Source organism: Paenibacillus senegalensis JC66 (genome assembly GCF_000285515.1).
In the GTDB taxonomy this organism is placed as follows: domain Bacteria; phylum Bacillota; class Bacilli; order Paenibacillales; family NBRC-103111; genus Paenibacillus_L; species Paenibacillus_L senegalensis.
Window position 1 is genome coordinate 745137 of sequence record NZ_HE610957.1, and the last position, 25182, is coordinate 770318.

Consider the following 25182-nt stretch of genomic DNA (forward strand, 5'->3'; position numbering starts at 1 on the left):
CTATTCGTCAGCCAACCAGGTTCTCAACAAGTTTACAAACTCATCCGGCTTCTTCTTAGCCAAAGTTTCCAATTGCTTGCGAACCTGTTGATCTTTAGAAACATTCTCATAATCGATCGTAGGGTACTCCATAGGAACGGCTTCCGGAAGCTCCTCGTCTTCTTCGACAGTCCCGTTCTTCCTGCGGTACACCATATAACCGCCTAGTCCTGCCAGCATCAATGCGGCGATTGCGATGCCCCCTACCCAAAACCAATTAATACTGGTTGCAGATGTTACAGGCTCGGGTGCGGCAAACGTATAGTCAAAAACATTCACTTTCGAAGCCATCTCTTCAGCGCTAAACGTTTTATCGCTATTAGCAAGCGAGGAACTCACTACGGAAAGCAGTATATTTTCAACCGCGTTTCGCATTTCTGGTGTCAAGGATTCAGGATTATTGCGATCAGGTGGTTCAATTCCTACGGAAATGGTTAAATCAGTTACAGTGAATGGACTCGATTCAATTTGTTGCGTAATTCTATTGACTTCATAATTAACTGTTCTATGTAATTCTTCGGATTCACCTGTACCCGTTGCAGAAGAGGCCGGGTAATTCGGGATGTCGGTTGCACCTGTTCCTGCAATGCCGCCGGCATCAGCTCCGCTGCTTGTATAGGATCTTTGTAATTCTTGTACGCTGATTTCAATACCGCGCTGCTCTTCTTCATTAACAGGAGTAACCAAGTTTTCCACCCGGTTTTTCTTGTCGAAGTTCATCGTGGCAATAACCATCGGAATTACTTTTTCCGGACCGAGAATGCCTCCGAGCAATGCTTTAATTTCCTTGCGGAGATCTTCTTCGAACTGCTTCTTAATCTCAAATTGCATCGCTGCTGCATTCGCCGATGCTATGTGCGGGCTGCTGTTTTTTGAATAGGGCAACAGATCGCCGCTCTGGTCTGAAATTGTGATATTCTCCACCGGGAGGTTTTTCACACTTTTAGAAACCAATTGATACATGGTGTCTATTTTGTTTTGATCCAGGGAATATCCCGGTTTAAGGTGAACGACCACCGAGGCTGTAGACTGCTGGTCTTGTTCATTACGGAGGAAAACGGTATCTTCCGGAAGAGTAATGACAACTTTAGAGCTGGCTACTGCTGTGTTGGAGTTAATTAACTGCTGCAGCTCCCCTTGAATCATATCCAGCTTTTTGATACTAAACTCGTTATCTGTCGTCCCAAACATGCTGTTTTCGCGAAAAGCCCCATAACCAATACTTCCGTTAGTGTTCAAGCCTTGGGATTCCACATCAATCTTAACGGCGGCTACTTGAGTTCTCGGCACTCCTATAGATCGACCGTCATCACTTAAGCGATACGGAATATTGGAGCTTTCCAAATATTGCTTGATCGCTGCCGCATCGCCTGGCTGAAGCTCGGTAAACGCTGTTGCGTATTCAGTTTTGGAAAAGTTGTATGTGACCAGGATCAGTGTCAGGATAAGCAGGACTATCGTCGCAATGAATGTGATTTTTTGTCCTTTGCTGAACCTCCCCCATATCTCTTTGGTCCGGTTTACATATTGGAGAACCGTCTCGTTCACTTCGTCACCTCATCCACTACGTTAGCAAAACTAGCAAGAACTACATTTGCATTCTCATAATTTCCTGATAAGACTCAATCGCCTTATTTCTAACCTGCACGGTTAACTGCAGGCCTAATTCCGCTTTGGCTGAAGCGATCATCAGCTGATGAACGTCGTTTAATTCTCCCCTGACAAACTGCTCGTTAAGCTGATTAACCTGGTGATGCTGATTATTCAAATTAGCTATCGCGTCATTGACCATCTGATTGAATTTTCCGGAAAGCTCGATTGCATTTTCCCTAGGCACATTAATCCGGGTATTTTGTACTGGTCCTAGAGACTGTAGTCCTGTAGAAGCCAATGTTTCAACCATTTCTTCTCCACTCCCTTAACAGTAATTTCTACAAACTAGGTCTTGCGGCTCATCCATTTTTCAACATACTTTCCGCTTTTACTCATTATGTTTTCAACAAGCTTTGTTTACGACCTTATCTGCCGCCAAGCTCCAACGCCTTCATGACCATTGCTTTGGATGCATTCAATGCTGTTACGTTCGCCTCATACGAGCGAGTGGCCGAAATCATATCAACCATTTCCTTCAAAATATCCACATTGGGCATCAATACATATCCTTCTTCATTCGCATCCGGGTGGGAGGGGTTGAAAACAAGCTTATGGGGCGTAGGGTCGTTTACAATACTGGTAACCTTAACTCCTTCACCGGAAACGCCGCTCATCGCTGACTGTAAATGCTGTGCAAACGGTTTAGCCTGGGGCTCCAATGCAACCATCTTCCTAGTATAAGGCTCCCATCTGCCGTTAACGAACCTTGTGCGTGTTGTCTCTGCGTTGGCAATATTGGAGGAAATCACATCCATCCTCATTCTTTGGGCAGTAAGAGCGGATGTGCTTATGTCAAACGCACTAGTCAGTTTCATCAGTTACTCACCCCCATTGCCGAGCGAGCCATTTTGATCTCATGATTGATCTGCTGCGATAAAATATAATAGTTCAACTGGTTTTTGGCCAGTAAAGACATTTCCAGGTCAATGTCTACGTTGTTCATATTGTTGTTCATCGTAGAATCACCGTCCTTAATAATTTGCGGGACCGGATTGCTGGGTTGCCCTATTTCAAAATGCCTTGGATCAGTGCGAAAGCCCTGCACAGTAAAAGATGGGTCCATTTCTCTACGAAGTAGTTCTTCAAACCTTACTTCGGACCTTTTAAAATATGGGGTGTCTACATTGGCAACATTGTTAGAGATTACTTGATGCCTAGTTGATGCTGCGTCAAGAGAACGGGCGACTAGGTTAAAAGTCGGTGAATTCAACAAAATCATTAACACTCCCTACTCTCTCAAAGATTTAGATTAAGGTATTCAACAAAAAATATGCAAATCCTTCCTCCTCTTCGACATTTTTTTGAACCGTATGTGAAAAATCTGACAAAATTCGATCTCATAAAACATCTCTTATATTGAATATAAATGGAAATGTTGACAATAAGAAAAAAGACCTATCTTTGACAGGTCTTTTCCTAAATATAGTTATATATGACTATTTTAATAATCCTTTAGAACTGTTTTTCAACAAAAAATAGTCAAACTTTTACTTTTTCTAAAGCAATCATTAACTGATCATTCAAGATTTTGATATAGGTCCCTTTCATGCCTAAAGAACGAGTTTCTATGACTCCGGCACTTTCTAATTTTCTCAGTGCATTTACAATCACCGATCTGGTTATTCCTACCCGGTCGGCTATTTTACTGGCAACCAACAACCCTTCCTTACCATCCAGCTCTTCAAAAATATGCTCTACTGCTTCTAATTCACTATAGGATAAAGAGCCAACAGCTACGTCAACTACAGCCTTGCTGCGCATTTCCTGTTCGGTTTCCTCGGCGCGCTCCTTCAGAATTTCCATCCCCACAACCGTTGAACCATACTCCGCAAGGATATAGTCATCATCCACGAAGGGATTGTCTTTGCGGGTAAGCACAAGCGAGCCGAGACGGTCTCCTCCCCCTACGATGGGAATGATCGTCAGCTGCCGGTGATGAAATTCATGTTCAATCTGCTGTACAAATGAATAGTACAAGCTGTCTTTCTCCAGGTTGGAGGTGGTTTCTTCAATCTTGAGCAGCAGGTTGTTAAAATCGCTTGGAAACCGTTTGTCCTCATAAATCATTTGACTTAGACGATCGGATTCGTCCGCTTCAAATTTGGCAAAGCCGAGAATTTTCCCCTTGCGGCTGACCACATAAAGATCAGCCTGGATCGTATCTCTCAAAACTTCAGCCATTTCCATAAAGCTTACCGGTTTGCCGGCTGCTTTTTGCAGCAGCCGGTTTAATCTTCTTGTCTTAGCTAACAACGTCATTTCATAGGCCTCCATTAAAAGTAGGGCTTACTACTTAGCACTCACTTATAAAATATATTGACTCAGGTCTTTGTTCTTGGCGATATCCGCCAGCTTCTCCCGCACATATTCCGGAGTAATGACCAGCTCTTCCAGATTAATATCCGACGCCTCAAAGGACAAATCCTCCAGCAATTTCTCCAAAATGGTATGCAGCCTTCGCGCACCGATATTATCGGTGTTCTGATTAACTTCGACCGCGATAGCCGCTAACTCACGTATAGCCTCCTCGGAGAATGTAATCTTGATGCCTTCGGTTTCCAGCAAGGCTGTGTATTGCTTTGTTATCGCATTTTGCGGCTCAGTCAAAATCAGCACGAAATCTTCCAGCGATAAATTACTGAGCTCGACCCGGATTGGAAACCTGCCCTGAAGTTCGGGAATAAGATCTGATGGTTTTGCCGTATGAAATGCACCGGCAGCAATGAACAGAATGAAATCCGTATGCACAGGCCCATATTTGGTCATTACTGTAGATCCTTCAACGATAGGCAAAATATCCCGCTGCACTCCCTCACGCGATACATCAGGACCGCTTCCGCGGTTACCGCTGGCAATTTTATCGATTTCGTCAATGAAGATAATCCCCGATTGCTCGGCTCTTTTCACCGCCTCCTGGATGACCTCATCCATATCCATCAGCTTATTGGCTTCATCCTGGATAAGCACCTTTCTTGCTTCTTTAATGGGCAATTTCCGCTTTTTTGTTTTTTTGGGCAGCAGGCTGCCGAACATTTCCTGCATGTTAAAGCCCATTTGCTCATTGCCTTGCCCGGCCAGCATATCCAGCATGGAGGGACTATGGTCATCCACTTCAATTTCGATGATCTCCTGCTCCATCTCTCCAGCCAAAAGCCGTTTTCTCACTTCTTCCCGTTTGCTTTGCTCTGCCGGCTCCTGCTGCTGCGGCTCCTGCTCAGCCTGGTTCTGGCTGCCAAAGAGCATTTCCAGCGGATTGCGCTGGGACTTGGACTTGCTGCCGGACGGCACCAGAATCGAAACGATTCTTTCGTTCGCCAGTTTTTCCGCTTTATCCTTTAACGATTCTGTTTTTTCACTTTTTACCGTGCGGATAGCCGTTTCTACAAGATCCCGCACCATAGATTCCACATCCCGGCCCACATAGCCAACCTCTGTAAATTTGGTCGCTTCCACCTTCACAAAAGGAGCCTTGACCAGCTTCGCGATCCTGCGTGCTATTTCCGTTTTTCCCACGCCGGTAGGACCAATCATTAATATATTTTTAGGGACGATTTCATCACGAATCGACTCATCCAATAGGCTTCTCCGGAAGCGGTTCCGCAAAGCTACCGCGACTGACTTCTTTGCCTTCTTTTGTCCCACAATGTACTTATCCAATTCGGCAACGATCTGTTTAGGTGTCAAGGAAGAACTGGTCATAACTACCTCCCAATCCGATATGTTTTTCTTATATGTATCTTCAATCCATTTCCTCCAAAATGATATTGTGATTCGTGAATACACAAATCTCTGCCGCCATTTCCAGTGCCGCTCTAGCTATCGCTGCAGCCTCCATGTCCGGTGAATATCGCTGCAGTGCACGGCCCGCTGCAAGAGCGAAGCTTCCGCCAGAGCCGATAGCCAGAATGCCATCATCCGGTTCTATGATTTCTCCATTTCCGGAAATTAATAACAAGCCCGTGGAGTCCATCACAATCATCATGGCTTCCAGCTTGCGCAGCACTCTATCCGAACGCCAATCTTTTGCTAATTCCACAGCCGCTCGCTGCAAATTCCCGTGATGCTCCTCAAGCTTGCTTTCAAATTTTTCGAACAAGGTAATCGCATCCGCTACCGAACCGGCAAATCCGGCTATAACTTTTCCCCGGTATAATCTGCGGACTTTTTTAGCTTTGCTTTTCATTACCATGCTGTTGCCAAACGTGACCTGACCGTCTCCGGCAATGGCCCCCTTGCCTTTATGTCGAATGGCAAATATCGTTGTGGCATGAAATTCGCTCATTTGCTCACTCCTTCGTATAAAAAAGAACTTGCGTTAACCGCTCTACCCGGCGGACAACTTGCTACGTAATGGTGCTTGCAGCGCCCGAAATTAAAATAAGGGCGAGAGCAGTCAAACAGGGAACGGCATATTTATTTATACCGGTCCCCGTGCTTTTTCCGCTATATAGCAGTACTATCGTACCATAGGACATGATTTAGTTACAAGCCGCAGAGCCTGTTTTGTGTAAAAAATTCTGAATACTCCGAATCGCTCTTTCAGCTATCTTTTCATTCTTTGCTTTTTTATTGCGAATCTTCTCCGCAAGCGGCGGAAACAGGCCAAAATTAGCATTCATTGGCTGAAAATGCTTGAAATCCGCTGTAGTAATATAAGCCGCCATGCTGCCGAGCGCAGACTCTTCAGGGAACACGAGACATTCTTCTCCCCGTGCCATTCGTCCCGCATTCAGGCCGGCAATCAATCCCGATGCCGCTGATTCTACATAGCCCTCCACCCCGGTCATTTGACCTGCAAAGAACAAATTGTCCCTGCGCTTGAACTGGTAGGTCTGGTTCAGGAGCTTGGGTGAATTAATAAACGTATTGCGGTGCATTACGCCGTATCGAACAATTTCCGCATGCTCTAATCCGGGTATGAGAGAAAATACTTTTTTCTGTTCTCCCCATTTGAGATGGGTCTGAAACCCTACCAGATTATACAAGGTTCCCGCGGCATTATCCTGACGCAGCTGAATGACCGCGTAAGGCTGTTTGCCGGTTCGAGGATCAATCAGTCCTACCGGCTTCATAGGACCAAAGAGAACCGTCTTTTTGCCCCGCTTAGCCATTACTTCTATCGGCATGCAGCCCTCAAAATAGATTTCTTTCTCAAAATCTTTGATCGGGGCCACCTCTGCCTGAATAAGTGCTTCGTAGAAAATATTGAATTCTTCCTCTGTCATAGGGCAATTAATATAAGCCGCCTCCCCTTTGTCATACCGGGAAGCAACGAATACTTTGTCCATATCGATAGATTCCTTCTCTACAATTGGAGCTGCAGCGTCATAGAAATATAAATATTCCTCTCCCATAAGCCCCTGCAGCTTAGCAGAGAGCTCCGGAGAAGTGAGCGGCCCCGTTGCAACGACCGTAATTCCTTCGGGCAAATCTGTAACTTCATCTCTCACGATTTCTACCAGCGGATGATTCTCCAAGGTGGATGTAATCTCTCCAGCGAACAAATCGCGGTCAACAGCCAGTGCCCCTCCAGCGGGAACTGCATGCTTGTCCGCACTGGACAAAATCAGTGAATCCATAATTCGCATCTCTTCCTTAAGCACCCCTACCGCATTGGTGAGCCCATTAGCCCGTAAGGAATTGCTGCACACCAATTCGGCGAATTTATCGCTTATATGCGCAGGCGTTTTGCGCACAGGGCGCATTTCATACAGAGTGACAGGCACTCCCTGCTTGGCGATTTGCCAAGCAGCTTCACTGCCGGCTAAACCGGCTCCAATGACCGTAACCCTCTGCTGTATACTCATAGCAACCTACTTCCTTTCTATATCAGCACTTCTCCACAACCTCCTGCTGGCAATTCGTCGAACAAAACAAGATATGGGCAACTGAACACTTTTAATCTAAATCTTGCTCGATAACAGATACAGCTAGAATCTCGGCAAGTGCTCAACTTTCCTTTTAATATACCTACGGCAGGCTGAAACAAGGTTGAAGCTACGGTAGGCTGAAGCTCCCCACACAAGGGCAAGGGGCTGTCCAATAATTCTGGACAGCCCAATTCGCTCCGGCCCGCTGCTGCGGCAACTGTATGCGGTTTTCCGCATACAGTTGGTCTTGGAGTCCGCTGCAGCTTTTACGAATTTTCGTATGGAACACTGGCTGCAGCTCCTTAATAGCTTAAAGCCGCCCGCGCAGCCCTTGAGCCCCGCCAACCTTGGCTATCTTCATGCTGGATTTGTGCCTGAGAATTCAATGACATGACTGTTTTCGCATACACTTTCGCATACAAATCGCCTCGAGGCCCGCTGCTGCGGCAAATGTATGCGGTTTTCGCATACATTTCTGCGAGCGAAGAGACGAAATTGTTGACGCCTTGACCCTCGAAGCATCTCATAGAAAGGATAGCCAGGGTCTGTCCAGGAAATCCATATTCAAGCAAACTGAAAATTAAAACCCAAGAATGTTGATATTACAGCATTCTTCGGATTTGCTTTTATTAGGCTGAACTGCCACTTTTCGGACAGACTCCTGCCAGAGCTTTTTATTCCGGGGCATCCTCTTTGTAATCGCACTGGGTGCAATGAATTTTGGCACCCGCTTTACTATTTTTCACTACCATCATGGAATCACACTTCGGACATGGCTTCTCAACTGGACGGTCCCAAGAAACAAAATCACATTCCGGGTAACGGTCGCAGCCAAAAAACACCCTGCCTTTTTTGCTTCTCCGCTCGACTATTCTTCCTTGTGAACATTTGGGGCAGGCTACTCCAATGTCTTTAATGATCGGTTTCGTATTGCGGCAGTCCGGGAAGCCGGAGCAAGCCAAAAACTTGCCAAACCGCCCCATCTTATAAACCATTGGCTGACCGCATTTTTCACAGATTTCATCCGAGACCTCGTCTTGAATTTCTATTTCCTTCATTTCTTCCTCGGCATATTCCAGACGTTTCTCGAAGGACTGGTAAAATTCATCGAGCACCTTGATCCAATTTTCCTTGCCCTCTTCCACGTGATCAAGCTCTTCCTCCATATTGGCTGTAAACTCCACATCCAAGATTTCCGGGAAGAATTCCTCCATCAGCTCCACAACCAGCTCGCCCAGCTCTGTAGGTACAAACTTCTTTTCCTCCAGGGCAACATAGCCGCGACGCTGAATGGTTTCCAAGGTTGGAGCGTAGGTGCTTGGTCTGCCAATCCCCAATTCCTCAAGTGTGCGAACGAGTCTGGCTTCCGTGTAACGGGGAGGCGGTTGAGTAAAATGCTGTTTCGGTTCGATCTGTTCAGCATTCACCTCGTCTCCCTTGCCTAATGGCGGCAGCAGGCGGTCTTCCTCAGTCGTCTCATCGTCATTGCCTTCAACATACACCTTCATAAAACCAGGAAACTTTACCTTGGAGCCAACCGCCCGGAATACCGCGCTTCCAGCAGCTATATCGACCGTCATCGTATCCAGCACTGCAGAAGTCATTTGACTGGCCACGAAACGTTCCCAAATTAACTTGTAAAGCCGGTACTGGTCTCGGCTTAAGAAGCTCTTGATCTCGTCTGGCTGCCTAAGAACCGAGCTTGGCCGCACCGCTTCATGCGCATCCTGGGTGTTGCTGTTTTTCTTGGAGTACACGCGGGGAGTGGAAGGAACAAATTCGGCCCCAAATTTGCCCTCGATAAATTGCTTTGCTTCCTCCTGGGCGGCAGGGGAAATTCTAGTAGAGTCAGTACGCATATACGTGATTAAACCCACGGTTCCTTCTTTACCGAGCTCTATGCCTTCATAAAGCTGCTGGGCTACCGACATCGTCTTGGCTGCCCGAAAATTCAGCTTGCGTGCTGCTTCCTGCTGCAGCGTACTGGTAATAAAAGGCGCAGAAGGATGGCGCTGGCGCTCCTTCTCCTTGACTTCCTGAACAATAAAGCTTTCCTTGTCAATCACTTTCAGAATCTGATTTACTTCGTCCTCATTGTTCAAATCGGTTTTTTTGCCATCAAGACTGTAAAACTTGGCTTCGAATTTGCTCTTGCCTGATTTTAACTGGGCTGTAATAGACCAATATTCAACCGGCACAAATCCCTTGATTTCATTCTCCCGGTCGTTAATTAGCTTCACCGCTACGGACTGAACTCTTCCTGCAGACAAGCCCTTTTTCACTTTCTTCCAAAGCAAGGGGCTGATCTTGTAACCAACGAGCCGGTCCAAAATTCTTCTAGCCTGCTGAGCATTCACCAAATCTTTATTAATCGGTCTTGGCGTTTTAAACGCATCCTTGACCGCTTGTTTGGTAATTTCATTAAAAACAACCCGGCAAGGTTCACTATCGCTTAGCTCTAAATAATGAGCCAAATGCCAGGCAATCGCCTCCCCTTCGCGGTCAGGGTCAGCTGCGAGATAAACCTTTTTCACTTTTTTGCGAGCATCTTTCAGTTCCTTTAAGACCGAACCTTTACCCCGGATCGTGATGTACTTCGGTTCGAAATTGCGCTTCACTTCAACGCCAATTTGGCTTTTAGGAAGATCACGTATATGGCCCATCGATGCTTTAACTATATATTTACTGCCTAAATATTTGCCTATGGTTTTGGCTTTAGCGGGTGATTCCACAATAACTAGCGAATCTGCCATGTGCATCTTCCTCCCCTCTGGTCAACTTTGCCTCTATATTTCATTGCTGGTCTATAGCTAACTCAGCACATAAGATGAACCAGCTATTTGAACAATCTTTTTTTTCATAAGTAAAGATAACAGAATTGTATGCAAATGTCCAAAATTTGTTTCTGCTTTTTGATACAACTCATCAACTGTTACCGGCTCTACGGAAATCAGGTTCAAAATTCGCCTCTCCTCGTCGGAAAGCACGTTCTGTTGCAAAGAGCTATCCGCCTCAGAAGAGCTTCCCACAGCAAGTGAAGGGAAATTAAGCCGTTCTGAATATTCATCGAGAATATCTCTAAAAGAGGTGACAAGCTTTGCTCCCTGCTGGATAAGCGCATGGGTTCCGGCACTTTTGGGTGAAGAGATCGGCCCCGGCACAGCAAATACATCCCTGGACTCTTCCAGCGCCAGGTCAGCGGTAATAAGGGAACCGCTTTTTAATGCGGCTTCTACCACTAGGGTACCCAAACTTAGCGAGGCTATAATTCGATTTCGCTGAGGAAATAATCCTGGATGAGGAGGCGTCCCAAGCGGAAATTCGGATATCAATAGCCCCTCCCTGGCTATCTGCTGGAATAGAACTTTGTTCTCCCCGGGATACACATATTCCATTGAATGGCCAAGAACAGCGATCGTCCCTCCTGGATGTGGCAGTGCTGCTGCATGAGCTGAGCTGTCAATGCCGCGGGCTAGTCCGCTAATTACGGCAATTCCTAGCCGAGCCAGGTCCTCTGCGATCGTGGCCGCTGCTTTTTTGCCATATGCTGTTGGCGTTCTCGTCCCGACAATAGCTATGGACATGCAGTTAAGAAGCTCACTGCGTCCCATCGCATAAAGAACCCAGGGAGGTCGAGAGGATTGTTTAAGCTGCTCAGGATAGGCTTCATCCCACTTCGTAACGATGCGGATTTGCATCCGGCGATAGCTTTCGAGCCTTTTCTCCAATGCCGCTCCCAGCTGGAGCTCCTCTTTGACGATCGCAGCCTGCTTCGGCGGCAGCCGCTGAGCCAAAAACGAAGGAATATCTGCTGCAGCAAGCTGTGCTGCTTCTCCCAGATAAGATTCAAGTTGATTTATCGTACGCCATCCTACCCCTTTGGTTTCATTTAAAGCTATAACAATTTGACGAATATCCACTTTGTCCCGCCTTTCATACTGGATTGGACAACTTCTAACTTAAAATAAAAAACAACCTCCTCATCCCATTAAGGAACGAGAAGGTTGCTTACCTTTCTCGGCAAAGCTATATATGCAGCTTCTATAAAATGAATGGCTTACTTAATGGTAGTGCATTTTTCCAGCAAGCCTTTTTCCTCAAGAACGCTAACGAGGGTTGAGCCCATCTCGGAAGGCGTGGGGGCAACTTTAATTCCGCATCTTTCCATAGTTGCGACTTTTTCAGTAGCAGTACCTTTGCCACCGGAAATAATGGCGCCGGCATGACCCATGCGCTTACCTTCAGGAGCGGTTTTTCCGCCGATAAAGCCAACAACCGGCTTCGTCATGTTTTCCTTGATCCACTCTGCAGCCTCTTCTTCCGCTGTTCCGCCAATCTCCCCAATCATGATGACAGCGTAAGTATCCGGATCATCGTTAAAACGGCTCAAAATATCGATGAACTCGGAGCCTTTAACTGGGTCTCCACCTATCCCTACTGCCGTGGATTGGCCAATTCCGCGGGTTGTTAACTGATGTACCGCCTCGTAGGTGAGCGTTCCGCTTCGGGAAACGACTCCAACATGGCCGGGTGCGTGAATATAGCCAGGCATAATACCGATTTTGCATTCGCCAGGTGTAATAACGCCTGGGCAGTTAGGACCGATAAGCACGGTTTTCTTGCCTTCCATATAGCGTTTTACTTTGACCATATCGAGCACTGGAATGCCTTCTGTTATACAGATAACCAAATCCAGCTCTGCATCAACCGCTTCCATAATGGAATCAGCAGCGAATGCAGGCGGAACGTAAATAACGGAAGCTGTAGCTCCGGTAGCTTCTTTGGCTTCCATAACCGTATTGTATACTGGCAGGGTTACGGTGGAACCATTCTCAAGCGTGAAGTCGACTTGGGTTCCGCCTTTGCCTGGAGCTGTACCGGCAACCATTTGTGTGCCGTATTCCAGACCGCCCAATGTATGGAACATGCCTGTTTTACCTGTCATGTTTTGAGTAATGACTTTAGTATTTTTGTCAACCAAAATAGACATGGTGATTATTCACATCCTCTACTAATTTTAAAAAAACGACCGTACATATCAGAAGCCATGCACCTAACTAAAAAGGCATGGTTCAAAACTAAAAGGTATGGTTCAAAAGGCTTATTTAACAAGCGCTACGATTTTTTGAGCGCCATCAGCCATGGAATCTGCCGCTACAATGTTCAAGCCGGATTCGTTAAGGATCTTTTTGCCAAGATCAACATTGGTTCCTTCCAGACGAACGACCAAAGGACGGTCCAATCCGATCTGTTTAGCAGCCTCAACAACACCGTTAGCAATAATGTCACACTTCATGATACCACCGAAAATGTTGACAAAAATTCCTTTTACGTTGCTGTCGGAAAGAATAATTTTGAACGCTTCGGTAACTTTCTCTGTAGTCGCGCCGCCCCCAACATCAAGGAAGTTAGCCGGCTCGCCGCCGTAGTATTTAATGATGTCCATGGTTGCCATAGCCAGACCGGCACCATTAACCATGCAGCCAATATTTCCATCCAGCGCAATGTAGCTGAGGTCATATTTGGACGCTTCGATTTCTTTTTCATCTTCTTCTTCCAGATCGCGCAATTCCAGAATGTCCTTATGGCGGAACAATGCGTTGGAATCAAAATTCAATTTGGCGTCCAAAGCCATAACATCACCGTCACCGGTTACAACTAGCGGGTTGATTTCTGCAATGGAGCAGTCTTTCTCTACGAAAGCTGTATACAGCGCCATCATAAACTTGACCGCCTTGTTGATCAGTTCTCCAGGAATGTTAATCGCATACGCCAGCTTGCGCGCTTGGAAAGGCTGAAGGCCAACGGCTGGATCTACTACTTCCTTGAAAATTTTCTCTGGTGTATTGGCAGCAACTTCCTCAATCTCCATACCGCCTTCTTCCGATGCCATCATAACGACACGACCGGTAGCGCGGTCCACTACAACACCGACATAATACTCTTTCTTAATATCACAACCCTGCTCGATCAGCAGGCGCTTAACCTCTTTACCTTCTGGACCTGTCTGGTGAGTGACGAGCACCTTGCCCAAGATTTCACTAGCATATGTACGAACTTCGTCAAGGTTTTTGGCCACCTTTACGCCGCCCGCTTTACCGCGTCCACCTGCATGGATTTGCGCCTTAACAACGACAACAGGAGTGCTCAGCTGCTTCGCAGCTTCCACCGCTTCGTCAACGGAAAAAGCAACTTTTCCTTCCGGAACCGCGACTCCATATTGTCTCAGGACTTCTTTCCCTTGATACTCATGGATATTCATTCTATACTTCCTCCTATCAGTCTTCTTACTATCGCATTCAAGATAGCCTTCAAACTACTGGACGTTCAAGGAATCAAGCTGTGTTTTATCCACCCGAAAAAACACTTGTCCTATGTAGTTTCGCGTCTCACCGCTCGACAAGCCTTAACTATTGTACCACTTTTTTTCGAGCCTTTCCTTAATTTTTCGTAATTAGTTCACATATTTTTTGTACAAAAATGAATGAACTGTAATTAATTTGGCACATTTTTCGGTACAAAGCGGAATTCTTGCTGGTTGTTGATCACAATGAGGTTACTCTGAGATCAGTGATGAGGATACTCTGGAATCAGTGAGTTTAGGCAGCTTTGAAAAGTTTGACGTCCGCGGCCTTCGCTTAGATTTAAGAAAAATAGCGCAGCTGATCCAGAAAGAACAGTGCGCCGGTGCAAATCCACTTTAGCGTGCTATACATAAGTCGGAGTTGTAGGAGTCGTCGTCCGCGGCTCTCTCTCCGCTTGCTTGATAAACCTCATTTCATTACCCGATACGCGGCAGACCAAGCATTCAATTTCCGGTTCGGATTGGGCAATCGGAACCGCTTCGCCGGATTCTACGATTTCTCCTGTAATTGCATCCTTTATAAAGCTTTGCGAATATTTCGTGATCTGGCTGAATTTCACCCGGTTTGAACGGCAATTGGGACAAAAATAAGGTTTGTTTTCCATTATTTATCACCTCACTGTTAGTATGTTCCGCTTGCGCTGTTTTTATGAGAGGGCTGGCAGGGATTTTCTTTTTTATCTAGAATTAGAGTATGAGTCTCTTGCAAAGTAGACGCATCTTGCGAAGCTTGAGCTTCTTGCAAGTGCAAATGTTAAGCTTTGAAACTGTGTATGCATATTGCGAAATTTAAGCTTTTTGCACTGTATATGTTTCCTACAATATTAGGAAGCTAACATTTTTGGAGATAAGGAAGCACCTTTCCCAAGCTGATTAATGGCATGCCTTATGGCGGAAAGGAGTGCTTTTTTTGTTTGGACATGTATTCAGCGCGTGCATGTATGGCATCGATGGAGTAATGGTCAAGGTTGAGGTGGATATTAGCAGAGGAATCCCGCAAATTCATTTGGTCGGTCTTCCTGACGCGGCTGTGCGGGAATCTACCGAACGGGTAAGAGCGGCAATCCGAAACAGCGGCTTTCAATTTCCGATGGATCGTATCACGATTAATCTTTCACCAGCAGATTTACGCAAGGAAGGATCCTCTTTTGATTTGGCAATCGCCGCCGCTTTGCTAGTTACAAGCGGACAATTGGAGCTTGAGCATGCTGATTCAACTTTGTTGATAGGCGAGCTCGCCCTTAACGGGGAAGTGCGGGCACTGCCAGGCGTTCTCCCCATGGTACACCAAGCCAAGCTGATGGGCTATCCTTATGTCATCGTGCCGGAAGCGAACGCAGAGGAGGCACTGCTGATCGAAGGCATTCAAGTGTTTGCCGTCACTAGGCTGACGGATCTAAAGGACATTAGCCGCTGTATAGTCTACCGCCGTGCGGCTGCTGCTCCCTCCAGCGGGTCAACAATGCCGGGGCAAAACAACAGTGAATACGGTAATGTGGACTTTGCCGATGTGATCGGGCAGCATCATGCCAAAAGAGCACTGGTGATCGCAGCGGCTGGTATGCACAATATTTTGCTGATTGGTCCGCCGGGCACCGGAAAAACGATGCTGGCGAGAAGATGGCCTACGATTCTGCCGCCATTGCGGGATGAGGAAGCGCTCGAGGTGACAAAAATCTATAGCGCCTCCGGGCAGTTAAAGAAGGCTCAATTGATAAGCGAACGCCCATTCCGTTCCCCGCATCATACAATTTCCGCAGCCGGATTGGTTGGAGGAGGGGCCATTCCCCGGCCGGGGGAGGTTAGTCTGGCCCATCGCGGAGTTTTATTTCTCGATGAGCTGCCGGAATTCTCGCGAGCCGCGCTCGAGGTGTTGAGACAGCCTCTTGAGGACGGGGAAGTTACGATCAGCCGCGCCAAGGCTGTCTATACATTCCCTTCCGATGTTGTGCTTGCCGCAGCGATGAACCCCTGTCCTTGCGGCATGTATGGGGCTGAAACGCTCGAATCGCCATGCACGTGCAGCGCTGCCAAGCGCGCCCAATACCGCGCCCGGATTTCGGCTCCATTGCTGGACCGCATCGACCTGCATGTCGATGTTCCGCGCATAGGCAGCGAGCGGCAATTACCGCAAGCGGCCCTGTCATCTGCCGAAATGAAGGAGCAAGTACTTCAAGCACAGCAGCAGCAAAAAAAGCGTTATGCCGGTACAGCAATTAGCTGGAATTCTCAGCTATCCGGGCGGCTGTTAAGACGCTATTGTCCGCTCGATGAAGCTAGCGAGCAGCTGCTGAAGCAATCGATGCACGTGCTTCAGTTAAGCTACCGTGCCCACGACCGGATTGTTAAGCTGGCGAGAACGATCGCTGACCTGGACGGCGCTGCTACCATAACCGTCAACCATTTGGCAGAAGCGCTGCAATATCGCAGCCTTGACCGCAAACCAGAATAAGCATCGCGCCCACTGGAAGTCTGGTGAAACCCTGCGGGAATGCTCATCGCTGCCTAGCAGCGCAAATACCTCTAACGCTGTACACAGAGCATGGTTTGTACTTGTTTTCATCACGGCGGCCTGATTTTAACCCTGTACTGACCGCTTCCGGCCAGATTGCAGCCTGCATCTCTCTTACTGACCTTTGCAGCCCGGTTGCCGTCACATCTCTCTTACTGATCGTTTCACCAGATTGCAGGCTGCATCCCTATATCCCGCTTACTTGCCTGCTTTCTGTCCGAACTGGATTTTAACGCTCACAGTAGTATTAATTGAACAAAATCAGGGGTTTGTAAATTCTAACGCTCGGTGAAGCCGCGATTATCTGTGATTAAAAGTGTGCAGCAGGGAGTAAGGCTGTTTGCAGCCTGCTTCAAAATTGAACGCTCGCAGCGCTCCTTATTTAAGCAAAATCAGGGGGTTAAAAAATGTAACGTTTGCCACGGTCCTTATTTTGCTCAGATCGCGGTTTTCTGGGCTTTTTAGCTCCAATAAGAGAGAGGTATTCCATACACTCTGTGTCTAGATGGCCATGCGCAAAAAGGAGCGGAACCAGCTCTAGCCTGCTTTTCTGCTCCAGTCCGTTTTTTATATCCCGGTTGATGGCCCCTATGGGAACAATCGGGAATCATGTGAAGATCAAGGAGATCAAGGAGATCAAGCAGTTCGAGGAGATCGAGGAGATCAAATGGAAATTAAGCAGGGATCAGGCACTAATTAAGCACGAGACAGGCCGAACTTAAGCAGGACAAGACGCGAATCCAACTTAAACGTTCAACTGTTACTGCAGCCAGCAGCTAATAACTCATGCCCATAATGCAGTTAGCAGAGGCAGAGGAATTAAGCTTGCTCATAACGCGCGGTTAGCAGAGGAATAAAGCATGCCTATAACCCAGTAAGCAGTAAAGTTAAAAGGCATTCCGATAATGATCAAGCTTCACCGCCTGATTGCGCGCATTAAGCTCGACCGTAATCAAATCGAAGCGGACAGCCGAATCTGTACGGTTATAGCGGCGAAGATAAAATTCAGCTGTATGGCGAACTTTTCGCTGCTTTCGCTCATCTACCGACTCCGCTGCTGTGCCGAATGAGTCTCCTTGATGCCGGCTTCGCACTTCAACGAAAATCAGGAGGCCTGGTTTACTCACAATCAAGTCGATTTCGCCAGTTTTGCATCTCCAGTTGCGATCCACGATTTCGTAGCCGTTAAGCAGCAAATACCTCTCTGCTGCTTGTTCGCCAATCCTCCCAGTCAGCTGCCGGGCATTCTTTTTCATGTCAATATTCATAGCCGCCCGCCTTTTGATCTGAGCGGTAGACGAAGGTTAAAATTTCAGCAACCAGCGAGTACAGCTCCTGTGGAATTTGCTGGTCCAAATCCAGCTGTGCCAGCACTTCTACGAGAGAAGCATTTTCCTGGACCGGGATTCCGTGCTCCCTCGCTTTTTTAAGAATCATTTCGGCAACCTCGCCGCTTCCTTTGGCCGATATGACCGGAGCGGCCGATTGTTCGGGGACATAGGTTAGTGCAACCGCTTTTTTTGTAGCCGGCCTGGGTAAGTTCATACGCGTAAGTCAACCCCTTTATAAGGCTTTGTATCATAATAAGCGCTTTTCATCTGCAGATCCGGCGAATTGGCGTCAGCAGCGGCAGCCCGCTCCGGGAGCGGCTGCACTTTCATGGTCAACATGGAGTAGCCCATATCCTGCAAGCGCTCATTCAAATCCTCCCGGGAACCGGCGAGAAGCGTGTCCAGCTGCTCAAAATCACTATGAACCGTTATGCTGACCACCCGGTTGAGGACCTGCACATCTAGAAGCGTGTGTCCCAAATGAGCCAAGTTCAGATCAAACCAGAGTCTGCAGTTATCGACATCAATACTTCCTGACGCCGTCTTTCTTGATTGAACATGGACCGAAGCGGTTTGTTGATGGCCCTCCGAAAAAAGCGGAATTGCCAGGGTAAAATAGGTTATCGGTGAAGAACGATCCCCGCCGAGCAGCAGCTGCTGCCCTGTCAATTGCTGGACCACTTGCTGCACACTTTCCCTCACCGGTTCCGGCAAATCTCCATTCGCCAGCAGAGAAAGCAGTGCTGCTTTCAATGTCGGAATCTCTATCCGTTCGGCTGATGCTGTCCATGGACCATAAAGCTGGGAGTGGGTCCCGGCTCCCCCATTTGTCGGCTCGCGAGTTAAGGTTTGCACTGATCTTGCTCCGCCATCCTGTTCCGTGAACGTTTTGCCTCCTCCTGCTGATCTCGCGGACTCTTCGGGCTGAGTTTCTGCTTTCAACAGAGCGGATTCATGGTCAAGCCCAAGGGATTTAAACAGCTTCGCTACCCAGCCTTCGGCAGCTGCGGCCATTCCGCTCCCGACCTGAGAAGCTGCTGCCGCATTGGCAGATGAAGCCGCGGACACAGCGGATACTCCTGAAGCGTTCTGGCTCGAATTAAGCGGCTTCCCCTCATCATCCGCGGACTGTAGCGCATGGCCTGCTGCAGGCTTTACCGCCCCCTCATTCAGGAGCAGCGGATTGATAGCTTGGTTTGCCAAATGCCCCTGGCTGCTCCGTTCGCCTCGAGGGAAAGGCTCTGCCGAAAGCGATGCGCCTTCCTGAGTTAATGCAGATACTGCCAAATTCACGGATGCAGGATCTGCGGGCACAGCCGAGAGAGCTTTTGTTTGATAATTGGCCGCTATTTGTATATTCGAGCTGGCGCCCCCGCTCACCGCTTGTGGAGATGCTGCGAGTGGCGGAGATGCTGTGAGCTGTGAAGAAGCTGCGAGTGGCGGAGAAGCTGTTAGTTGTTGAGAAGCAGCGAGGCTGGGCGCTCTGCTTTGGAGAATGACATTATCTATAGAAGAGCGGGCATCACTGAGCGCTTTCATTGTGTTCGCCGACAAACCGGCCCCTGCACGGGACAATAGCTGGGCAAGAGAAGTCTGGACGTCCAGCAGCATTTGGTGAAGCGGCTGGCCATAAATAGCCTGCCGCAAAGCGCCAACGTGTGAAGCCTCTGCGGGCAGTCCCCGTTTAAGCGCAAGAATTGCCGCCTGATTCCACTGCTCGGCATCGATGTCTGCAGAACGCTGGGCAGATAATGCAGCCAATGAAGCGATACTTTGCTTCGTAATTGGCAGTCCCGACTGCGATAAAAGCTGAACGAGCTGGCGGTTGTTAGGCGTATCCGGAAGGCCGAGAGCCTTCAGCAGCTCAGTGAGTCCGCTGCCTTGTAAGCGTACGCCCGCAACCGGCTTTAGACGGATTTGACCGTCTCCCCTATCCGCAAGCACAGTTAGCCAGGTAGAGTCTCCCTGCTGAAGAGGTGCTTCCAGCTTCGCGTGAACTTTGACTCCTTGAATAGACAGAAGCGCTTCTTGGTTGCTGATCAATCGAAGCACAGTCCCTCTGACGACCTGACCAGGCTTCAATTCCACAACATCGGCAGCCAGCTTAGTGCTTTGAGCCCCTTGCAGCAAGCTGCTCAGCAGTTGACCTACACTCACTTTCATTTCCCCCCAAGATACCCTTCTGTTCGACTTCATACACCTATGTAGCGCCATTGCTCATATATCATGCGCCAGTTGTCCGCCAAACGTCCGGCATTATGAAGCAGAGTTTCCATAATCCGCACCATGAAGTAGCTTTCATAATCCGCACTATGAATTAAGGTTTTCATAATTGGTCGATTGACGTATATATCGGAAAATTAGCTTTATAAATGAACCCGTTCTTTGTTAAAAAGGAAATTGCTGCTGCTGATTTAACAGCTTACTCAGAAAAGACCGCCTATGCAGACGGCTCGGGCCGTACTGCAGAATAGACTCGCGATGCTGTTTGGTCGCATAACCTTTATGTATAGCAATTCCATACTCCGGATACTCTCGATCCCAGTGCAAGCACATCCGGTCGCGGGTAACCTTGGCAATAATGGAGGCTGCCGCTATCGATTGGCTTAAAGCGTCTCCGTGAATCACAGCCATCTGTTCCATATTCACATCTATTCGTTCAGCATCAATCAGCAAATAATCCGGCATAATTGACAATCCCTCAACCGCCTGCTTCATCGCCAGTCTGGCTGCTTGCTTTATATTAATCTGATCGATCATCTCCGAACTAACCTGTCCTGTACTTACTGCGACGGCTTCCTTGCAAATGACCTCGTACAGTTCCTCTCTTTTCTTGGCTGACAGCTTCTTGGAATCGTTTATATCCTCAATTAGCAGTCCTTGAGGCAAAATAACAGCCGCCGCTACTACATCCCCGAACAAGCAGCCGCGACCCACCTCGTCAACACCTGCGATCAAGCGGTAGCCACGATCCCATAAGCTTTTTTCGTAGGTTAACAACGTTATAGCTCCTCCTCTCCTCCATAGTATAACGTTCTAAAGACGGCGACTTCCAGTCCTGTTAAACCAAAATCCTGTCTCCCGCTCAGCTTCAACAAAAATATGGGACTGTCCGGGCAGTGGCGGTTCAGCCGTATAACCAAATAAGCAAACCCCAAGAATGCTGTAATATCAACATTCCTGGGGTTTACTTTCGTGTTATTTACTCGAAATGGACTTTATCGGCAGCCCTCGTCTGTATCTTACCTTTGGAAAAAATGATCGCAATCTCCAGCCGTTAACAAAGTTTAAAAAGCAGCATAGCTTTGCCTTCCGCTTTCCTGAGCATTAGGGCCATTCCAGGCTGATGCGTCCCAGCTTTCCTGACCTCAGATCGTTCAGAAACAAGGTGGAAGCCTTGTCCAAGTCAACCCTGCCTCCACTTTGCAGGCAGCCTCTTTTCCGCCCGATCTGCTCCATAACTGTCACGACCTGCTCGTTATCCTCCGGATCGGTCGGAAGGGACTCCAGGCCATACCTCTCCTGCAGCTGGCCAGGATAAGTGCCCAACATATCGCGGATGATGACAAACGCAATATCCTGCTGGTGCAAGAGCTCATCCTTTATCGCTCCTGTAGCGGCAAGACGAATTCCGACCTGCTGATCCTCAAATTTGGGCCAAAGAATGCCTGGTGTGTCCAGTAATTCCAGTTCTCCGCCAATGCGAATCCACTGTTGACCTTTAGTTACCCCGGGGCGGTCTCCGGTAATCGCAGCTTTGCGTCCTGCCAGCCGATTGATGAGCGTGGATTTGCCGACATTAGGAATGCCGACAATAAGAGCTCTTATCGGACGCGGCTTCATTCCTTTGCGGATTTGCGCCTCTATCTTGTCTGCCAGCAGTGCTTTACATGCCGGAACTATCTCCTTGACACGTGTTCCTGATACCGAATCAACCGGCAAGGCTTCTATTCCCTGCTCCTGAAAAAAGCTGACCCACCGGGCAGTGACTTGGGCGTCCGCAAGATCAGCTTTATTAAGCAAAATTAGACGCGGCTTGCGCTGTAAAATATCATCAATCATCGGATTGCGGCTTGCGAGCGGAATTCTAGCATCCATTAGCTCTATCGCCATGTCTATGATATTCAGCTTGGCCTCGATTTGTCTTCTGGCCCGGGTCATATGGCCCGGGAACCACTGTATGGTCATAGAAATACCCTCCGTTGTCTGGATCGGAGCCGGTCAAGATCAGAAGTTAAGCTTAATGATGCTTCACTATGCTGATTTGCGGCAGCGGCCAAAAAATAACATCGGCCCGGCCAACCACCTTGTCAAAAGGCACAGGACCTACGGACGGCTCACGGCTGTCCTGGCTGTTTACCCGGTTGTCTCCCATGACAAACACATGACCTTCCGGTACCGTTAGCTCAGCGAAATCACTATTGTAGGAATAGCCATTCTGCAAAGCCGCCTCAACCGCTTCGCGGATGTATTCTTCTTCCAACTCTTCTCCGTTGATATAGACTTGATTATCTTGAATCTTTATTGTCTCTCCAGGCAGAGCGATGACCCTCTTTATGTAATCCCTTCCCTGCGGAGCATGGAATACAATAACCTCTCCGCGCTGTGGCTCACGGAAGGTGTACAATATTTTATTGACAATCAGCCGTTCTCCCGAATGGAAGTTAGGCTGCATAGACGGCCCATCGACAATAAAAGGGGTGAAAATGAACCAGCGTATCAGCAACACGAGGACCGCTGCAATAACTAGTGCTTTGGCCCACTCCCAAATTTCGTTTTTTACCGGATTTGGGCTATCCGAAGTCTTTTCTTGTTCCACGTTCGGGCACCCGCTTTCTATATTTCAGTACGTGCAGCTTTCGGGAGTATCCAACCAACCGTTTACGTTCAAACGTTGTAGCAAACATTGGGTGTAATTCAAATTTCATCGGCATGTGGTGCAAGATATAAACCCTAAATCGTTTGACTCTACTGTATGATGTTGCGGTTTCCGGAATTATCCGGCACCTTACACTCTATTGCGGTAAACAAAGGGAGGCTTGTGTTTAAGCCCCCCCATGTGTTTAACGGATTTCTTTAATTCTAGCTGCTTTACCGCGCAGGTTACGCAGATAGTAAAGTTTGGCGCGACGGACTTTACCACGACGGGCCACTTCGATTTTATCGATTTTCGGAGTATGCAGAGGGAACGTTCTTTCCACTCCAACACCGTAAGAAATTTTGCGAACCGTAAAGGTTTCGCTAATTCCGCCTCCGCGTCTTTTGATCACAACGCCTTCAAATACCTGAATACGTTCACGGCTTCCCTCGATAACCTTAACATGCACCTTTAAAGTATCTCCGGGACGAAAGCTAGGATGATCAGTACGCAGCTGTTCTTTCGTAATTTCTTGAATAATACTCACTTGACTCCCTCCTTCCAAACAGGTGTTCATTCCGCCAATCATTGCACACGGTGTTGAGCGTAGAGGACCACCTTAGTCAAACAAAACACAACAAGAGATATTCTACCATATCCAACCACGAAATACAATGGTTGTCCGCTTGCCAATCTGTTAGATGTATACTGCATAAATTCAAGGTTTCATCCGCAGCACCAAAAAGGATCCCGTAACCATAGATTAACTAGATTAACAAGGATCCTCTGGATTTGCCTAGCCTTTTACAGCACTTGAATATGCACCTTGAATAAAATACCGCTGGAAGAATACAAAGACCAGCAGAATAGGAATCAAAGCAATCATCGTACCTGCAGCTACCAGTCGGGTATTGGTCACAAATGTACCTTGCAGTTCATATAATCCAAGAGTCAATGGATATAAACTGGAGTCCTCCAGGACCAGATAAGGCCATAGGAAGTTATTCCAGGCGCCGATAAAGCTGAGAATTCCCAATGTAGCCATCATCGGCAGCACCATCGGAAGCAAGATTGAAAACCAGATCCTTCCAACACTGGCTCCGTCCATAATAGCCGATTCCTCAATTTCTTTAGGTATTCCTACAAATGCTTGACGCATCAAGAAAATCCCGAAGGCAGACACTGCACCCGGCAAAATAACCCCGGTATGGCTGCCTAACAAATTTAATTCAGTTAAGATCAGGTAGATCGGAATCATGGTGACCTCACCTGGAATCATCATTGTCGCAATTATTAGGTAGAAGATAATTTCTCTACCTTTAAACTTCATCCTAGCTAGTGGAAAAGCAGCTAGCGAACAGAAAATCAAGGGTAAAATGACACCAAAGAATGCCAGAATCACACTATTCCACAAGTAAAGAGGAATAGGCAGCGAGTTCCATACAGTTAAGTAATTCTCAAACGTAAAATTACTTGGAATAAACTGGGGCGGCATGGAAAAAATCGTCTCGTTCTGACCTTTCAGCGAAGTTGAAACGGTCCAGAGAAAAGGGACGATCGTAATGACAGCCAAGAGTGTAAGAAAAAAGTACGAAACGGTTCTGTGAATAATTTTGCGCTTAGGTATTCTTGTTTTGACCATCACTACATCAATCCTCCTTCTCTATCAAGACTCGGTTCAAAATGGAAAGAATCAGAATTACAGCGAACAGGATAAACGAAATCGCACTGGCATAACCCATTTCCAGACTGGTAAAGGCCTTTTCGAACACCATATAAACAACCGTTGTAGATGCCCGCAGCGGGCCGCCCTCGGTCATCGTCAGCATTAATGTAAATTCCTTGAAAGCAGACATTGTGGACATTACCGCAACAAAGAAAATAATCGGTCTTAGCAATGGAAGTGTGATGGACAAATGCTTACGCATAAATCCCGCGCCGTCCAGTTCCGCCGCTTCATAAAGATCGTTTGAAACTGATTGCAACCCTGCAAGATAAAACAGCATGTAATAGCCTAATCCTTGCCATATGGTAACAATAGCCAAACTAGGCAAAACCATACTGGTGCTAGTCAACCACTTAACCGGGCTAACGCCAAACAAACTAAGAACATAGTTAAAGATTCCGTCACTTTGGAACATCCACTGCCATAAAAATGCGGTCACAACAACGGAAACCAGGACAGGGAAATAATAGACAAGACGGAAAAGCTTGATTCCAATGAGTGCCTGGTTAACCAAAATCGCGATAAAGATCGGCAAAACGATCAGTGCCGGGGTAACCAGAAGCCAGTAAATAAATGTGTTCTTCATTGCATTCCAGAACTGCGCATCGTTAAAAGCGCGCAAATAATTATCGAACCCGATCCAGTCAATCGGCTGGAATACATTATACGTACTGAAGCTCAATACGAAGGCCATTATTGCAGGCAGCAAGCTAAACGTAAATAGAAGCAGCAAAGTCGGCGTTAAGAAAAGCCATGCGTGTCTAGTTTTGTACATCATACACCTCCGGAAAAGATTCATCTAGCTGCAAGTGAGCACAGCTAGATGAAT

Annotated in this window: 24 protein-coding genes; 2 read left to right on the plus strand and 22 right to left on the minus strand. The window is 47.5% G+C overall.

What is annotated here, in order from left to right; all coding sequences use genetic code 11:
- The 13 genes from fliF to PSHG_RS03665 form a co-directional block, all read right to left on the minus strand.
- Window positions 1–1587 (minus strand): flagellar basal-body MS-ring/collar protein FliF, encoded by a 1587-nt coding sequence (gene fliF, locus PSHG_RS03605; protein WP_010269582.1) that lies wholly within the window; start codon window positions 1585–1587, stop codon window positions 1–3.
- A gap of 40 nt (window positions 1588–1627) precedes the next feature.
- Window positions 1628–1942 carry a flagellar hook-basal body complex protein FliE gene (gene fliE, locus PSHG_RS03610; RefSeq protein ID WP_010269585.1) on the minus strand — a complete coding sequence of 105 codons (315 nt, stop codon included), beginning with the start codon at window positions 1940–1942 and terminating at the stop codon, window positions 1628–1630.
- A gap of 115 nt (window positions 1943–2057) precedes the next feature.
- Window positions 2058–2507 (minus strand): flagellar basal body rod protein FlgC, encoded by a 450-nt coding sequence (gene flgC / locus PSHG_RS03615; protein ID WP_010269588.1) that lies wholly within the window; start codon window positions 2505–2507, stop codon window positions 2058–2060.
- Complete coding sequence (gene flgB, locus PSHG_RS03620) at window positions 2507–2911, minus strand: flagellar basal body rod protein FlgB (protein ID WP_010269591.1); 405 nt, start codon at window positions 2909–2911, stop codon at window positions 2507–2509. Before flgB ends, flgC begins: the two co-directional genes overlap by 1 nt.
- Before the next feature lie 260 nt (window positions 2912–3171).
- Window positions 3172–3951 carry a GTP-sensing pleiotropic transcriptional regulator CodY gene (gene codY / locus PSHG_RS03625; protein WP_010269593.1) on the minus strand — a complete coding sequence of 260 codons (780 nt, stop codon included), beginning with the start codon at window positions 3949–3951 and terminating at the stop codon, window positions 3172–3174.
- Between the two features lie 45 nt (window positions 3952–3996).
- Window positions 3997–5391: an ATP-dependent protease ATPase subunit HslU gene (gene hslU / locus PSHG_RS03630; RefSeq protein WP_010269595.1), complete on the minus strand. Its 1395-nt coding sequence runs from the start codon at window positions 5389–5391 to the stop codon at window positions 3997–3999.
- Window positions 5392–5431: 40 nt separating this feature from the next.
- Window positions 5432–5974 carry an ATP-dependent protease subunit HslV gene (gene hslV / locus PSHG_RS03635; protein WP_010269597.1) on the minus strand — a complete coding sequence of 181 codons (543 nt, stop codon included), beginning with the start codon at window positions 5972–5974 and terminating at the stop codon, window positions 5432–5434.
- A gap of 196 nt (window positions 5975–6170) precedes the next feature.
- Window positions 6171–7499, minus strand: a complete 1329-nt coding sequence (gene trmFO, locus PSHG_RS03640) for an FADH(2)-oxidizing methylenetetrahydrofolate--tRNA-(uracil(54)-C(5))-methyltransferase TrmFO (RefSeq protein WP_010269600.1) — start codon at window positions 7497–7499, stop codon at window positions 6171–6173.
- Between the two features lie 737 nt (window positions 7500–8236).
- Entirely contained in the window at window positions 8237–10315 is a 2079-nt protein-coding gene (gene topA, locus PSHG_RS03645; protein WP_010269604.1) for a type I DNA topoisomerase, read from the minus strand.
- 57 nt (window positions 10316–10372) lie between these two features.
- Window positions 10373–11482 carry a DNA-processing protein DprA gene (gene dprA, locus PSHG_RS03650; RefSeq protein WP_010269608.1) on the minus strand — a complete coding sequence of 370 codons (1110 nt, stop codon included), beginning with the start codon at window positions 11480–11482 and terminating at the stop codon, window positions 10373–10375.
- Window positions 11483–11619: 137 nt separating this feature from the next.
- Window positions 11620–12552 (minus strand): succinate--CoA ligase subunit alpha, encoded by a 933-nt coding sequence (gene sucD, locus PSHG_RS03655; RefSeq protein ID WP_010269610.1) that lies wholly within the window; start codon window positions 12550–12552, stop codon window positions 11620–11622.
- A 111-nt stretch (window positions 12553–12663) separates the two neighbouring features.
- The gene (gene sucC / locus PSHG_RS03660; protein ID WP_010269612.1) at window positions 12664–13824 is read right to left on the minus strand and encodes an ADP-forming succinate--CoA ligase subunit beta; all 1161 of its coding nucleotides are present in this window, start codon (window positions 13822–13824) and stop codon (window positions 12664–12666) included.
- 446 nt (window positions 13825–14270) lie between these two features.
- Entirely contained in the window at window positions 14271–14531 is a 261-nt protein-coding gene (locus PSHG_RS03665) for a hypothetical protein (protein ID WP_010269614.1), read from the minus strand.
- A 305-nt stretch (window positions 14532–14836) separates the two neighbouring features.
- Here PSHG_RS03665 and PSHG_RS03670 point away from each other — a divergent pair, with 305 nt between their 5' ends.
- Window positions 14837–16378, plus strand: a complete 1542-nt coding sequence (locus PSHG_RS03670; RefSeq protein WP_010269617.1) for a YifB family Mg chelatase-like AAA ATPase — start codon at window positions 14837–14839, stop codon at window positions 16376–16378.
- Between the two features lie 650 nt (window positions 16379–17028).
- Window positions 17029–17160 (plus strand): hypothetical protein, encoded by a 132-nt coding sequence (locus PSHG_RS31680; RefSeq protein ID WP_262362335.1) that lies wholly within the window; start codon window positions 17029–17031, stop codon window positions 17158–17160.
- Window positions 17161–17325: 165 nt separating this feature from the next.
- Here the strand turns inward: PSHG_RS31680 and PSHG_RS03680 are convergent, their stop codons facing one another.
- The 9 genes from PSHG_RS03680 to PSHG_RS03725 all read right to left on the minus strand — a co-directional run bounded on the left by PSHG_RS03680 (window position 17326) and on the right by PSHG_RS03725 (window position 25131).
- Entirely contained in the window at window positions 17326–17706 is a 381-nt protein-coding gene (locus tag PSHG_RS03680) for a YraN family protein (protein ID WP_010269618.1), read from the minus strand.
- On the minus strand, window positions 17696–17983 hold the full coding sequence (locus PSHG_RS03685) for an EscU/YscU/HrcU family type III secretion system export apparatus switch protein (RefSeq protein ID WP_010269621.1): 288 nt from the start codon (window positions 17981–17983) through the stop codon (window positions 17696–17698). The genes PSHG_RS03680 and PSHG_RS03685 overlap by 11 nt, the downstream gene beginning before the upstream one ends.
- Complete coding sequence (locus tag PSHG_RS03690; RefSeq protein ID WP_026021176.1) at window positions 17980–19926, minus strand: hypothetical protein; 1947 nt, start codon at window positions 19924–19926, stop codon at window positions 17980–17982. The genes PSHG_RS03685 and PSHG_RS03690 overlap by 4 nt, the downstream gene beginning before the upstream one ends.
- A gap of 231 nt (window positions 19927–20157) precedes the next feature.
- Entirely contained in the window at window positions 20158–20769 is a 612-nt protein-coding gene (locus tag PSHG_RS26525; protein ID WP_010269628.1) for a ribonuclease HII, read from the minus strand.
- A 327-nt stretch (window positions 20770–21096) separates the two neighbouring features.
- Window positions 21097–21957, minus strand: a complete 861-nt coding sequence (gene ylqF, locus PSHG_RS03705) for a ribosome biogenesis GTPase YlqF (RefSeq protein WP_010269631.1) — start codon at window positions 21955–21957, stop codon at window positions 21097–21099.
- Window positions 21958–22009: 52 nt separating this feature from the next.
- Window positions 22010–22588, minus strand: a complete 579-nt coding sequence (gene lepB, locus PSHG_RS03710; RefSeq protein ID WP_010269634.1) for a signal peptidase I — start codon at window positions 22586–22588, stop codon at window positions 22010–22012.
- 244 nt (window positions 22589–22832) lie between these two features.
- A complete protein-coding gene (gene rplS / locus PSHG_RS03715) occupies window positions 22833–23204 on the minus strand; it encodes a 50S ribosomal protein L19 (protein ID WP_187373789.1) in 372 nt (123 codons plus the stop codon).
- Window positions 23205–23423: 219 nt separating this feature from the next.
- The gene (locus PSHG_RS03720; protein WP_010269639.1) at window positions 23424–24269 is read right to left on the minus strand and encodes a carbohydrate ABC transporter permease; all 846 of its coding nucleotides are present in this window, start codon (window positions 24267–24269) and stop codon (window positions 23424–23426) included.
- Window positions 24270–24276: 7 nt separating this feature from the next.
- Window positions 24277–25131: a carbohydrate ABC transporter permease gene (locus tag PSHG_RS03725; RefSeq protein ID WP_235782006.1), complete on the minus strand. Its 855-nt coding sequence runs from the start codon at window positions 25129–25131 to the stop codon at window positions 24277–24279.
- Window positions 25132–25182 lie beyond the last annotated feature (51 nt).